The following is a 12,884-nucleotide window of genomic DNA, read 5'->3' as shown; positions in this document are numbered from 1 at the left end:
CCGGCGAATCGCCGGTGCCGTGGGGTTCCTCCGTGCCGCGGCTCAGTCGGCCGCCGGCGGGTCCAGCAGGGTCTTCTTCCAGAACTCGACTCCGGCCCAGAAGATGAAGTCGCGGTTCTCGCGCTTGTGGAACCCGTGGCCCTCGTTGCGGGCCAGCACATGCCAGGCCTCGCCGCCCTGGGCACGCAGCGCGGCGACGATCTGCTCGGCCTCCGAGGCCGGCACCCGCGGATCGTTGCCGCCGGTGGCGACCATCAGCGGGATGCCGATCTTGGCGACGTTGCGCAGCGGCGAGATTTCCGCCAGGCGCGCGCGCTGGGCCGGATCGCGCTCGTCACCGTATTCCACCCGGCGCAGGTCGCGGCGGTAGGCCTGGGTGTTCTCCAGGAAGGTGACGAAATCGGAGATGGCCACCGCGCAGCTGGCCGAGCGCAGGCGGTCGCTGTAGTGCACCGCCGAGGCGTAGCACATGTAGCCGCCGTAGCTGAAGCCGTAGACCGCGAAGCGCGCCGCATCCAGGCCCGGGTCGCCCGCCAGCGCGTCGATGAACGCACCGACATCCTTGACCGAGTCCTCGCGCTTCCACGGGCCGTTGTCCAGGTCGAGGAACCGGGTGCCGTAGCCGGACGAGCCGCGCACGTTGGGCAGGAACAGCGCCACGCCCAGCTCGTTGATCAGGTAGTTGTCGGCGCCGAGGAAGCCCGGCCGGCTCTGGCCTTCAGGGCCGCCATGGATGTCCATGATCAGCGGCCGCTTGCCGGGGAAGCGGGCCGGGTCCGGACGGTACAGGAAGCCGGAGATCCGCTCGCCGTCGAAGCTGGCGATCTCCACCTGCTCCGGCTCGCGGTTGCGCTCCAGGTCCAGGCCGCCGGCCTCGCTGGCGGTCCAGCGGCGTACCGCCAGGGTCTGCGGGTCGATCGAGTAGACGTCGCCCGGCACCTTGGCCGAGGACAGGCTCAGGCCGATCTCGCCCCACGGCGCGATCTGCAGCAGCTGGCCGAAGCTCCAGTCCAGCACGCCGTCCGGCAGCCCCTCGACCGGGCGCACGTTGCCGCCCTGGCCATCGGCCACCCGCACCCGCGAGACGCCTGCGTCGTTGATCGCGTAGACCAGCATCCGCTCATCGTCGGACACCGCGTAGTCGGTGACGTCCCAGCGCGGCTCGGCGCTGACCGCGGTGAACCGGCCGGTGCGCGGGTCCAGCTTGCCCAGCCGGACGAAGTCGGCGTCGCGGTTGGACAGCACCCAGATGCTGCCGTCGCCGGCATAGCGCGCATCGCCATAGGAGGCGCGGCCGCGGGCCGGGGTCAGCACCTTCATGCCGCCCTTGCGCAGGTCGATCTCGGCGACCACGCCCTCATTGATGGACATCCGGTTGACCGCCAGCGCACGGGTGCCGTCGGCGGAGAAGTCGGAGATGTTCCAGCCGCCGCCGCTGACCTGGGCCACCCGCCGGTCGCTGCCCGGCACCGCCGGGTCCAGCACGTACAGGTCCATGTCGGCGCCGTTGCGGCGCGAGGAGGCGTAGCCCAGCAACCGGCCGTCGCGGCTCCAGCTGCCGAACCAGTTGCGCGAGCGGCCGTCGGTGAGCAGCTGCAGCTGCCCGTCCTTCAGCGTGTACAGCTGGTAGAACTCGTTGCCGCCCACGTCCTTCTGCACCACCAGGTGGCCACTGCCGCCCGGCGCGTGGCTGGCGAAGGGCACCGGCTCGGCCTCGAAGCTCAGCTGGGTCCGGGCGCCGCCCGGGGCGCGCACGCTGTGCAGCTGGTCGGTGCCGCCGAAGCGGGTCTTCATCAGCACCGAGCGGTTCTGCGGGTCCCAGCCGAGGAAGCTGGCGCGGCGGAACTCCAGATAGCGCGCGCTGGCCTCGGCGGTGGCGTCCGGCAGCGCCGGCACGCCGTCGGCATGGATCGCCGGCGGCACCGGTATCGCGGCGGCCGCGCTGCCGGCGACGGCGAACACCGCCGCCGCCAGTCCACGGATTGCAGGATTCATGTTCACTCCTTTGCGGGGTTCGACGGCCACGATCAGAACTTCACCCGCACACCGGCGGTGTAGTAGCGGCCGACCACGTCGTAGTACGGCGAGAAGGTCGCCGCGATCGGCGCCTGCTTGTTGCCGACGTTGTTGATGTTGGCGTACAGCTCGACCTTGCCCTCGGCCACCCGGTAGGCGCCGCCCAGGTCGTAGTAGAGGAAGCTGCCAATGTGGTTGTTGACGATGTTCTGGGTACGGTCGTAGTCGCCGGCCGACAGGTAGCGTGCGCGCGCATTGAGCGAGAACAGGTCGCTGTCGAAGGCGATGCTGGAGACCGCGCGCCACTTCGGCACGCCCAGCCCGAAGGCATAGCCCTGCGACCCCACGTACTCGATGCTGTTGATCCCGTCGTCGGTGCTCAGGCTGTTGATCCAGGTGCCCAGCGTGCGCAGCCGCAGCCGGCCGGGGACGCCGAACAGGCTGGCATCGCGGCGGTAGGACACTTCCAGGTCGACGCCGTCGGTCTTGTACTGCGACAGGTTGGTGTAGCTGGAGACGATGCGGGTGATGTTGCCGGCCGGGTCGCGCTCGACGCGGCTGCACAGCTCGGCGTTGCCGGCGGCGCAGCGGTTGAGGATGTCCTGCAACCCGATGGTGGTGATCACGTCCTTGATCTCGATGTTGAAGTAGTCCACCGAGAAGTCCAGGCCTTCCACCGCGCGCGGCGACCAGCTCAGGCCGGCGGTCCAGGTGTCGGCGGTTTCCGGGCGCAGCCCGGGGTTGCCGCCACCGTTGCTCAGCGCATAGACGGTCTGGTTGTTGGTCGGGTCGGTGACGTAGCTCCAGCCGGTGGTGGTGGTGGTGAACAGCTCGCCGAGGTTGGCCGAACGGATGTCGCGCGAGCGCGCGATGCGGCCGCGGAACCCGTCGAAGAACTCATTGGTGAAGCCCAGCTTCCACGACCAGATCGACCCGGTGGTGTTGTAGTCGGAGATGCGCGCGGCCGCGCTCACCGCCAGGTTGTTGAAGCCGGGGACGTCCTTGACCAGCGGCACCAGCACCTCGCCGAAGGCTTCCTTGACGTTGAAGGAGCCCTTCATGGCGCTGAAGTTGAACGAGCGGAACGCCTTGGCGGCATCCAGCGCGCCGACGCGCTGGTCGATCGCCTCGCGGCGCCCTTCCACGCCGAACGCCACCGAGACGGCACCGGCCGGCAGCTCCCACGGCTCGCCGCGCAGGCTCGCGCCGAACACGTCCAGGGTGGTCTTGGCGCGCTGCTGCGGCGTGCCGGTCACGTAGTCGATGGCCTCCTGCGAAGGCGCGCCTTCGCCGAACAGGTTGATCGGCACGCAGGCCACCGACGGATCGTTGAGGGTGACCCGGCAGGTGGGCTTGCCGGTGGCCGGATCGATCACCGAATCCACCGCGTTGGCCCAGGCGTCGCGCAGGATGAACCCGGGGGTGTCGAAGTTGGCTTCGGCCTCGCCGTGGCTGTAGTACGCGCTCCAGCGCCAGCCGTCGCCGACATAGCCGTCCAGGGCCAGCGTCGCCTGGGTGGTCTTGCGCTCGAAATCGATGTGCGGGTAGTTGATGTCGTTGTTGAAGCGGCCGATCCGCAGCGTGGTCTCGCCGGCCTGCTGCATGGCGTCGCGCACGTGCTGCGGCAGGAACGCGTTGTCGATGCCCACATCCAGGTTGTTGCGGTTGTGGTCGCCGAACCAGATGTAGTTGTTGTACATGCGCGAATGCCGCAGTTCGGCGGTCAGGCGCACGTCGTCGTTGAGGTCGTAGCGGCCGCTGGCCAGCACCGAGTAGCGCTTCTGCGGCGCGCTCAGCGGGCTGTAGTCGTCGTTGGAGGGGCCTTCACCGCCACTCATCAGCGCGCCGACCACATGACCGTAGTCGAAATCGCGCAGCGAGCCGTCGGGGTTGAACGCCTTGCCCTTGAGGCTGCCGGACAGGATCAGGCCGCCGATGCCGGCATCGGAGAAGCCGACATCGGGCATCAGCTTGTACTGGCCGTTGCCCACCGACAGGGTGGACCAGCGCCCGGCGCGCTTGCGCGCGCTGCGCGGCACGATGCCGTCGTTGTCGAGGAACTCGCCGCCGATCAGGAAGTGCCCGCGGCCATCGGCGAAGTCGCTGCCCCACGCCGCTTCGAAGCGCTTCTCGCGCACGTCGCTGTAGGTGGACTGCCCGGCCTGCGCACCGGCCTTGAAACCGACGAAATCGTGGTCGAGGCTGATGTTGACCACACCGCCGACCGCGCCGGAGCCCCAGGCCGCCGAGGCGCCGCCGGTGACCACGTCCACGCTCTTGACCACGATCGAGGGAATCGTGTTCAGGTCGTTGTCGCTGGAGATGCGGCGGCCGTCCTGCAGCACCAGGGTGCGCGAGATGCCCAGGCCGCGCAGGTCCACCGGTGCGTTGCCGGCGCCGGTGTTGGAACCGGTGGTCTGCGGCGAGCTGGTGGCGCGGAACTGCGGCAGGTCGTTGAGCGCGGCACCGATGTTGGTGCGCGCATCGAGCTTGAGCTCTTCGGCGCTGATCGGCAGGGTCGGGGTCGGCGCGACCAGGTCCGGCCGGTCGATACGCGAGGCGGACACGCTGACCGCGGAAAGATCACTGACCTTGCGGTCGCCGCTCTCGTCCTTGGCTTGGGCTTGGACGTTGGCCGAGACCGCCAGGGTCGCCAGGACACACAACGTCAGGGGGTGAAGCGGGAGTGGCTTGCGCATGGGTTCGTTACTCGAATTCGCGGTGGCTGGGGCACCCGGTTTACGGGCGCGCAGACAGTGCCAACTCATGAACGAACAATGCGTAATGTCTATGCAAAGACAAACTTCATTGCCGTTGCAACCGGATGCGGCGGTCCGCTGCCGCTTCGCCGCACGGCGCAGGCCTGCGCCGGAAAGTGCTTGATTCCAAGCCTCCGGCGCACTCTACCCGAAGGCCGTTTCAAAATCCGCACTCTCATCCGTCGCGCGCGCTTCGTCACAGTCCGCGCCATCGCCGCGACGCGACGGTTTCTTCGGCAACCGTGGCCGTGAGCGCGCAAACCGGCCGCGACTGCGCGGATTCCGCCCTTCGCACCGGGCCGGCGGCAGGCCGTCGCCGGTCTGCCGCGAAGCGGTGCGGGAGCCGCCGTCGACGCTGCGTGGCCGGTCGCATGCGGACCTCCCGCAGTCCGGGTCATGCCCCGGAAAGGCGTCGCGCCGCCGCTCCCGTATCCCGCGGACCGCCTTCGCCATCGTCATCGCTGCTGGAAAAGCACCCGCCGACGGCCGACGTACACCGCAGCGGAAGCCGCCGGCAGGGGCAACGCCGTGGATGGCTGCAACGGGGGCAGGGCTGCATGGGATCGACCTGGCGGGGGCGGACGGCCACGCTCCGGGCCGGAACGGCCCCCGCGCGGCGACCGGACACGCGCAGCATGCGCCGCCAACATTGCAGCCGGGTTGCAGCGCCGCGGACCGGAAGGCCCGCGGCGCCACGCCACGGCTATTCCTGCGTGCCGGCAGAGGCCGCCTCGTACACCGGCAGGCCATCGACCCAGGTCGACAGCACCTTCAGCTCATCCAGACGGCCACCGGCCGGATCCAGCGGATCGCGGTCGTACACCACGAAGTCGGCGCGCATGCCGCTCTGCAGGCGCCCGACCTGGTCTTCATCGTGGCCGGCGTACGCGGCATCGCTGGTGAACCCGCGCAGGGCCTCGGCCGCGCTCAGGCGCTGCTCCGGCTGCCAACCGCCCGGCGGCTGGCCGGCACGGTCCTGGCGGGTCACCGCGGCATACAGCCCCAGGCGCGGATCGACCTGCTCGACCGGGAAGTCCGAGCCGAGCGCCAGCCGCGCACCGCTGTGCAGGTAACGCTGCCAGGCATAGGCGCCCTGGACCCGCTCCGGTCCCACCCGCTGTTCCACCCAGCCCATGTCCGAGGTCGCGTGGGTCGGCTGCATCGAGGCGATCAGCCCCAGCGCGGCGAACCGCGGGATGTCGTCCAGCGCCACCACCTGGGCATGCTCGACGCGCCAGCGGTGGTCGTTGTCCTTGTGGGTGCCGAGCGCCTTCTCATAGGTGTCCAGGACGATGCGGTTGCCGCGGTCGCCGATCGCGTGCGTGGCGACCTGCACCTTGCAGCCGTCGGCCTTGCGCACCGCCGCGTCGAAGTCTTCCGGCGAGGTGACCAGCAGGCCGCGGTTGTGCGGATCGTCGCTGTAGTCGTCCAGCATCGCCGCGCCACGGCTGCCCAGCGCGCCGTCCATGAACAGCTTCACGCCCCGCATCTGCAGCCGGCCGCCCGGGTGCCGGTACAGGCCGTTGGCGCACAGGTCGGCCAATGCTTCCTGGTTGCCGTCGGCATAGGCGTTGATGCGCAGCGGCAGGCGGCCCTGGTCGGCCAGCCGCCGCATCAGCGCCAGATTGCTGCGCGACACGCCCATGTCGTGCACGCCGGTCAGGCCGTTGCGCACGGCTTCGTGCAGCGCCGTTTCCAGCCGCTTCTCGCGGGTGGCGTCGTCCGGGGTCGGAATGTGCCGGGTCACCAGCTCGGCCGCCCGGTCCACCAGCACGCCGGTGGCGTTGCCGGCGGCGTCGCGCATGATGCGCCCGCCCGAGGGCTGCCACTCGCCGGACAACGGCTTGTCCGCCGCCGCGGCGATGCGCAGCGCGGCGCTGTTGACCCAGCCGGCATGGCCGTCGACGCGGTCGAGGAACACCGGGCGTTCCGGGAACGCGGCGTCCAGGTCGGCCGCGCTCGGGAAGCCGGTGCCGTCCTCCCAGTGGTTCTGGTCCCAGCCCGCGCCCAGCAGCCACTCGCCCGGTGCCAGCGTCTTCTCGAACGCCTGCAGCCGCTGCACCACCTCGGCGCGGCTGCGGGCGCCGGACAGGTCGGCCTGCGCCAGCGTGTTGCCGAGGTAGACCAGGTGCGCGTGCGCGTCGATCAGCCCCGGCACCACCGCGACATCGCCGAGCTCGACCGTCGATGCCTGCGGGTAGCGCTGTGCCAGCGTGGCGCGGTCGCCGACCGCCAGCACCCGTCCAGCGTCGGTGTCCCACGCCATCGCCGTGGCCGTCGGTTGCCGCGGATCGCCGGTACGGATCATGTCGGCGACCAGTACCCGCACCTCGGCAGCGGCCGGCGGCGTGTACAGGCAGGGAAGCAGAACGGCAAGACAGGCGATACGGCGCATGCGTGGACACTCCTGGCCAATGGGAACGGCGACTATGCCGCCATCCGCCCGAAGTGACAAACCGCGCGGCGCATTGCGCCGCATACGTTTCAACGGATACCGACATCGCCGCGGCCGCCCTGTGCAGGGGCACCCGGCGGCCCTTGCCGAGCGGCCTCCGCGCACCGCCGCGCGGCGCCCGCCGACGCGGCCCGCACGGCTTCACCTCAGGACGCGAACTTCGCCTCCAAGGTGACCGGCACCGCACTCAAGGCGCGTGACACCGGGCAGTTCTGCTTGGCGTCCTCGGCCAGCGCGTGGAACGCCGCCTCGTCGATGCCGGGCACCACCGCGTTGACCTCCAGGCGGATGCGCGACAGCTGCGGACCGCCGTCCATCGACAGGTCCACGTCGGCGCGGGTGTCCAGCGAGCGCGGCGGGAACCCCGCGTCGGTCAGCTTGGCCGACAGCGCCATGGTGAAGCAGCCGGCATGCGCCGCGGCGATCAGCTCTTCCGGATTGGTGCCCTTTTCGTCGCCGAAGCGGCTGGAAAAGGCATAGCGGGTGTTGTCCATCAGCCCGCTCTGCGGCGTGCTCAGGTGCCCCTGGCCGGTCTTTACATCCCCTTCCCAGTGCGCAATGGCGTGACGCGAGATACCCATGAGATGCCTCCGTTGTGCGATCGGACGTCCAGCCTATGACAGCGTTCGTTAGCGCCTTGTGCGTCGCAGCGCCGGAGGACGCCGGCCGGGGCTCCGCGACGCGCGCGGGCGGCGGCCGGCCCCCGGCGTTTTCCCATAACGGACGGCCTGATGCACCGCCATCGGCGCGCCGGAGGCAATTTTTATGGGGTTTTTCCGCGATTCCCTATTGGCGATGCCGCGCGCATGCCCTACATTTCGCTTGCCGACGGGGTCGGCACGCGCAACAACCCACCGTTCACGGAACAGGAAATCATGGCAAAGACCGCTAAGAAGGCTGCCCCGAAGAAGGCAGCGAAGAAAGTCGCTACGAAGGCAGCCGCCAAGCCGGCCGCTCCCAAGCCAATCAAGGAAGCCCTGACCAAGTCGGGCCTGGTTGCCCACCTGTCCGAGGCGACCAGCGTCGCCGCCAAGGATGTCCGCTCCGTGCTGGCAGCGCTGGAAGGCGCCGTGGCCGCATCGATCAACAAGAAGGGCGCGGGCAGCTTCACCCTGCCGGGCCTGCTGAAGATCACCACCGTGAGCGTGCCGGCCAAGCCGAAGCGCAAGGGCATCAACCCGTTCACGAAGGAAGAGCAGTGGTTCGCCGCCAAGCCGGCCTCCACCAAGATCAAGGTCCGCGCGCTGAAGAAGCTCAAGGACGCTGCGGGCTGATCCAGCGGCACCGCGGTATGGAGACGGGATGGCCACGCCGTCCCGTTTTTTTTGCCCGGCTGCCGCGCCCATGCGCGCGGAGCGCCGGCACACGCCATGGGCGACGCATGGCCGCCCCCGCCCCGCCCGCCGGGCGTGCATGCGGATCGGCGGCCCGCCGCCCTGGAACACAGCGTCATGGTCCGGCGCCTGTCCGCCGCCACGAGGCCGGCCTATGGTGCTTCCCAGGTCATCCGTCACTCACCACGCCATGTCCAGCAATACGCACCGCTACCGCATCACCGTCACGCCGGTGGAAGCCGACGGCGCCCAGTGCAGCGGCCGTTGCACCATCGAATTCGAACAGCGCAGCCCGCGCGACTGGATGCACGCGCTGGAAGGCGCTCAGCGCCAGCGCCTGCTGTCGTGCAACGAGGATGCCACCGCGGTGGTGGCCACCGGCCTGCTCGAGACGCTGGCCGGCGCCTCCCGCGACCCCGAACACCCGCTGGGCGCGCTGCAGCCGGAACTCGACGGACTGCTCGCCAAACTGCTGGCGTTGCGCGGTACCGTATGAGCGCGGCGGCAACGCCGCGACGCTAACCGGCCGTTCACCGCTTCCGGTTATCGTGCATCGCCTCCGTCTCCACTTCCACGGGCCGAACCGATGAACCTCCGCACCCTGCTGTTGCCCGCCGCCTGCCTGGCCGTCGCCGCCAGCGTGCAGGCCGCTCCCCGCCTCGACGGCCACCGGCTCGTGGTCGAAGCCGCCGATGTGCAGCAGTACCTGGACGGCAGCTTCCCGCGCTCGCAGAAGGCGCTGGGGGGCCTGCTCGCGCTGACCGTCAGCCAGCCGCGGCTGACGCTGCCGGCCGGCAGCCGCCTGGACCTGCAGTTCGACCTGGCCGCGGGCGCCGGCGGCGGTGCGCCCAGGCCGGTCGGCAACGTGCAGCTCAGCAGCGGCCTGCGCTACGACGCGCAGACCCGCGGCTTCCACCTCGACCAGCCCAGCGTGGAGACGTTCCGTCCTGCGGTGGCCGGTGCCGAGCTGGATTCCGCCACCCGCGGCCTGCTCAACACCTGGCTGGCCGACTACGCCCGCCGCGAACCGATCTACCGCATCGAGCCGGCCATCGCCAATGTCATGGGCGCGCTGCAGGTCAAGACGATCGGCATCGAGAACGGCCGCATCGCCGTGGACTTCAACAAGGATCTCGGCGCCCTGGTGCCGCAGGGACTGCTCGGCCACTGAGCCGGGCCGCCCCGGCGCCCGGTACCGCGGTGCCGGGCACGGGCGTGGCTCAGCGCTTGCGCTTGGGCTGCAGCATGGTGCCGGTGCACTTAGGCGAGCCGCAGCGGCAGGCCCAGATCTGCTTCAACCGCGGGGTATGCCGCTCGGCCAGGGTGATGCCGTAGTTGTAGGTCAGCTCCTCGCCAGGGCGGATCGCGCGGATCGCCTCGACGAACACCTTGTCGGCGGTGCGGTCGTCGCCATCGGCCTCTTCACTGACCGCTTCGCAGTTCGGGTCGCAGCTGTGGTTGATCCAGCGCGCGTCGTTGCCCTTGCGGTTGGCATCGATCACATAGTCGTCGTTCAGGGTGAACAGGAAGGTATGCCCGCTCTCCACGTCGCCGGCATCGTCCGCATCCACCTCGGCGTGGGTACGCAGCTGTCCCTTGTACTGGATGATGCGTTCGCCCTTGGCGATCGCGGCCAGCGCGAACACGCCATTGCCGTGGATGGTGGACTTGCGGGCCTGGATCTTCTTGGGCATGTACATGACCGGGGAAACGAGTGGGAACCGGGATTCTCGCGCAGTCGCGCCGGCTTCCCAAGTCCGGGCGGCCGGCCCGCGCCCGGGCGCACCGCGGCCGCGGCGGGTTAGGGGCCACGCGCACGGTGGCCTCGCACCGCTTCCTGGGGCACCATGCACGCCCTCCGGCGTCGATACCGGCCTCCCGGCAGCGGGTTTGAGACCCGCGGCGCAAAAGAGTACAATTTAGGTACGCTTTCCACCCGACCCCTTCCGGCCTCCCCATGCTCCGCGTCACCAAGCTCACCGATTACGCCAGCGTCGTGATGACCGTGCTCGCCGCACGGCCGGGCGTCGTGCTGAGCGCGACCGAGCTGGCCGAGGCCTCCGGGCTGGAACCGCCCACGGTCAGCAAGCTGCTCAAGCCGCTTGCCCAGGCCGGGCTGGTGGAAGGCCTGCGCGGGGTGCGCGGCGGCTATCGCCTGACCCGTCCATCCGCCGAGATCAGCCTGATCGAGATCGTCGAAGCGATGGAAGGACCACTGGCGATCACCGAATGCAGCCAGGAACTGAGCCAGTGCGGCATCGCCCACCAGTGTGGTGTGCGCTCGAACTGGCGGATGATCAACGACGTGATCGCCGACGCGCTGCGCGGCGTCACCCTGGCGCAGATGCTGCACCCCCTCCCCCACGCCGAACGCCGACGCATCGACGTCAGCGTCGTCCCCTGAATTCCTTAGGCAGCCTGATGGCCACCGAAATCATCGAACCCGTCGACATCGCAGATACCCCGAACCGCGAGATCCATGAACAGCTGGGCCGCAAGTACGAGGCCGGCTTCGTCACCGACATCGAATCCGAGTCGTTCCCGCCGGGCCTGGACGAGGACGTCATCCGCGCCCTCTCGGCCAAGAAGGAAGAACCGGAGTGGATGACGCAGTGGCGCCTGGACGCCTATCGCCATTTCCTCACCCTGCGCCAGCCCGACTGGGCCAAGCTGGAGATCGGCCCGATCGACCTGCAGGCGCTGAGCTACTACTCCGCGCCCAAGGGGCCGAAGTACAAGTCGCTCGACGAGGTGCCGCAGGAACTGCTGGACACCTACGACAAGCTCGGGGTGCCGCTGCACGAGCGCGCGCGGCTGGCCGGCGTGGCGGTCGACGCGGTGTTCGACTCGGTCTCGGTCGGCACCACCTTCCGCAAGGAGCTGGCCGAGAAGGGCGTGATCTTCTGCTCCATCTCCGAGGCCATCACCGAGTATCCGGAACTGGTGAAGAAGTACCTGGGCACGGTGGTGCCGGTGGGCGACAACTACTTCGCCGCGCTCAACTCGGCGGTGTTCTCCGACGGCAGCTTCGTGTTCGTGCCCAAGGGCGTGCGCTGCCCGATGGAGCTGAGCACCTACTTCCGCATCAACGCCAACAACACCGGCCAGTTCGAGCGCACGCTGATCGTCTGCGAGGACAAGGCCTACGTCTCCTACCTTGAAGGCTGCACCGCGCCGATGCGCGACGAGAACCAGCTGCATGCGGCGGTGGTCGAGCTGGTGGCGCTGGAAGACGCCGAGATCAAGTACTCCACGGTGCAGAACTGGTACCCCGGCGACGAGAACGGCGTCGGCGGCATCTACAACTTCGTCACCAAGCGCGCCGAATGCCGCGGTGCGCGCTCCAAGGTCACCTGGACCCAGGTGGAGACCGGCTCGGCCATCACCTGGAAGTACCCGTCCTGCGTGCTGCTCGGCGACGACTCGGTCGGCGAGTTCCACTCCGTGGCGCTGACCCACCACCGCCAGCAGGCCGACACCGGCACCAAGATGATCCACGTCGGCAAGCGCACCAAGAGCAAGATCGTGTCCAAGGGCATCAGCGCCGGCCGCGGCCAGAACACCTACCGCGGCCTGGTGCGGGTGGACCGCGGCGCCGAGGGCGCGCGCAACTACACCCAGTGCGACTCGCTGCTGATCGGCAAGCAGTGCGGCGCCCACACCTTCCCCTACATCGAGGTGAAGAACCCCGGCGCCACCATCGAGCACGAGGCCACCACCTCCAAGATCTCCGAGGACCAGCTGTTCTACTGCCGCGCGCGCGGCATCGATCCGGAGAACGCCGTATCGATGATCGTGGACGGCTTCTGCAAGCAGGTATTCCGCGAACTGCCCATGGAGTTCGCGGTCGAGGCCAAGAAGCTGCTCGAGGTCAGCCTGGAAGGGTCGGTCGGATGAGCCGCCTGCCGCTGCTCCTGCTGGCGCTGCTGCCGGCAGGCGTCCCGGCCGCGGCGGCGGCGGACCGGGCCTGCGACGACGCCCGTACCCAGCTGGACCTGGACGCCTGCGCCGCGCGCGCAGCCGACGCCGCCGACGCCGAACTCAACACCGTGTACCGGCAGGTACTGCGGACGCTGCAGGGGCAGCCGGCGGCCATCGACGCGCTGCGTGCCGCGCAGCGCCTGTGGATTCCACTGCGCGATGCCGACCTCCAGGCGCGCTATCCGGTCGCCAGCGACGAGGATCCGCGCGTGCTGTACGGCTCCAGCTACCCGATGCGGCGCTCCAGCGCCGAGGCCGAACTCACCCGGCAGCGCACCCGCTGGCTGCGCGCCACCTTCCTCGATCGCGCCGAAGGCGAACTCTGATCGCCCCGCCCCA

General features: G+C 69.6%; 11 protein-coding genes. 6 read left to right on the top strand and 5 right to left on the bottom strand.

Going from position 1 to position 12,884, the window contains the following annotated elements:
* Positions 1-42 precede the first annotated feature (42 nt).
* The 4 genes from K5L01_RS13750 to K5L01_RS13735 form a co-directional block, all read right to left on the bottom strand.
* Entirely contained in the window at positions 43-1,995 is a 1,953-nt protein-coding gene (locus tag K5L01_RS13750) for a S9 family peptidase (RefSeq protein ID WP_250065169.1), read from the bottom strand.
* Positions 1,996-2,027: 32 nt separating this feature from the next.
* Positions 2,028-4,715 carry a TonB-dependent receptor domain-containing protein gene (locus K5L01_RS13745; RefSeq protein WP_250065168.1) on the bottom strand — a complete coding sequence of 896 codons (2,688 nt, stop codon included), beginning with the start codon at positions 4,713-4,715 and terminating at the stop codon, positions 2,028-2,030.
* Positions 4,716-5,478: 763 nt separating this feature from the next.
* Positions 5,479-7,170, bottom strand: coding sequence for an amidohydrolase (locus K5L01_RS13740; protein WP_250065167.1), 1,692 nt, complete (start codon positions 7,168-7,170; stop codon positions 5,479-5,481).
* A gap of 206 nt (positions 7,171-7,376) precedes the next feature.
* Positions 7,377-7,811: an OsmC family protein gene (locus K5L01_RS13735; RefSeq protein ID WP_250065166.1), complete on the bottom strand. Its 435-nt coding sequence runs from the start codon at positions 7,809-7,811 to the stop codon at positions 7,377-7,379.
* Between the two features lie 294 nt (positions 7,812-8,105).
* Here K5L01_RS13735 and K5L01_RS13730 point away from each other — a divergent pair, with 294 nt between their 5' ends.
* The 3 genes from K5L01_RS13730 to K5L01_RS13720 all read left to right on the top strand — a co-directional run bounded on the left by K5L01_RS13730 (position 8,106) and on the right by K5L01_RS13720 (position 9,735).
* A complete protein-coding gene (locus K5L01_RS13730) occupies positions 8,106-8,504 on the top strand; it encodes an HU family DNA-binding protein (protein ID WP_250065218.1) in 399 nt (132 codons plus the stop codon).
* A gap of 250 nt (positions 8,505-8,754) precedes the next feature.
* Positions 8,755-9,060, top strand: a complete 306-nt coding sequence (locus K5L01_RS13725) for a DUF3861 family protein (RefSeq protein ID WP_250065165.1) — start codon at positions 8,755-8,757, stop codon at positions 9,058-9,060.
* A 90-nt stretch (positions 9,061-9,150) separates the two neighbouring features.
* Positions 9,151-9,735 (top strand): DUF1439 domain-containing protein, encoded by a 585-nt coding sequence (locus tag K5L01_RS13720; RefSeq protein WP_250065164.1) that lies wholly within the window; start codon positions 9,151-9,153, stop codon positions 9,733-9,735.
* A gap of 49 nt (positions 9,736-9,784) precedes the next feature.
* On the opposite strand, the gene K5L01_RS13715 is transcribed toward K5L01_RS13720, so the two are convergent.
* Positions 9,785-10,258: an SET domain-containing protein gene (locus tag K5L01_RS13715; protein WP_250065163.1), complete on the bottom strand. Its 474-nt coding sequence runs from the start codon at positions 10,256-10,258 to the stop codon at positions 9,785-9,787.
* Positions 10,259-10,521: 263 nt separating this feature from the next.
* Here K5L01_RS13715 and K5L01_RS13710 point away from each other — a divergent pair, with 263 nt between their 5' ends.
* From K5L01_RS13710 to K5L01_RS13700, 3 genes are read left to right on the top strand one after another with little or no spacing between them, the layout of a single operon-like run.
* On the top strand, positions 10,522-10,968 hold the full coding sequence (locus tag K5L01_RS13710) for an SUF system Fe-S cluster assembly regulator (RefSeq protein WP_250065162.1): 447 nt from the start codon (positions 10,522-10,524) through the stop codon (positions 10,966-10,968).
* 17 nt (positions 10,969-10,985) lie between these two features.
* On the top strand, positions 10,986-12,461 hold the full coding sequence (sufB, locus tag K5L01_RS13705) for a Fe-S cluster assembly protein SufB (RefSeq protein ID WP_250065161.1): 1,476 nt from the start codon (positions 10,986-10,988) through the stop codon (positions 12,459-12,461).
* On the top strand, positions 12,458-12,871 hold the full coding sequence (locus K5L01_RS13700; protein WP_250065160.1) for a lysozyme inhibitor LprI family protein: 414 nt from the start codon (positions 12,458-12,460) through the stop codon (positions 12,869-12,871). Before sufB ends, K5L01_RS13700 begins: the two co-directional genes overlap by 4 nt.
* Positions 12,872-12,884: the final 13 nt, after the last annotated feature.

The organism is Stenotrophomonas mori (assembly GCF_023556335.1).
GTDB classification, from domain to species: domain Bacteria; phylum Pseudomonadota; class Gammaproteobacteria; order Xanthomonadales; family Xanthomonadaceae; genus Stenotrophomonas; species Stenotrophomonas mori.
This window is presented reverse-complemented; position numbering and strand designations above follow the sequence as displayed.

Bases quoted from the DNA above. Each gene is read 5' to 3' on its own strand.
- K5L01_RS13750 (WP_250065169.1), bottom strand. From the start codon at position 1,995: ATGAATCCTGCAATCCGTGGACTGGCGGCGGCGGTGTTCGCCGTCGCC.
- K5L01_RS13745 (WP_250065168.1), bottom strand. From the start codon at position 4,715: ATGCGCAAGCCACTCCCGCTTCACCCCCTGACGTTGTGTGTCCTGGCG.
- K5L01_RS13740 (WP_250065167.1), bottom strand. From the start codon at position 7,170: ATGCGCCGTATCGCCTGTCTTGCCGTTCTGCTTCCCTGCCTGTACACG.
- K5L01_RS13735 (WP_250065166.1), bottom strand. From the start codon at position 7,811: ATGGGTATCTCGCGTCACGCCATTGCGCACTGGGAAGGGGATGTAAAG.
- K5L01_RS13730 (WP_250065218.1), top strand. From the start codon at position 8,106: ATGGCAAAGACCGCTAAGAAGGCTGCCCCGAAGAAGGCAGCGAAGAAA.
- K5L01_RS13725 (WP_250065165.1), top strand. From the start codon at position 8,755: ATGTCCAGCAATACGCACCGCTACCGCATCACCGTCACGCCGGTGGAA.
- K5L01_RS13720 (WP_250065164.1), top strand. From the start codon at position 9,151: ATGAACCTCCGCACCCTGCTGTTGCCCGCCGCCTGCCTGGCCGTCGCC.
- K5L01_RS13715 (WP_250065163.1), bottom strand. From the start codon at position 10,258: ATGCCCAAGAAGATCCAGGCCCGCAAGTCCACCATCCACGGCAATGGC.
- K5L01_RS13710 (WP_250065162.1), top strand. From the start codon at position 10,522: ATGCTCCGCGTCACCAAGCTCACCGATTACGCCAGCGTCGTGATGACC.
- sufB (WP_250065161.1), top strand. From the start codon at position 10,986: ATGGCCACCGAAATCATCGAACCCGTCGACATCGCAGATACCCCGAAC.
- K5L01_RS13700 (WP_250065160.1), top strand. From the start codon at position 12,458: ATGAGCCGCCTGCCGCTGCTCCTGCTGGCGCTGCTGCCGGCAGGCGTC.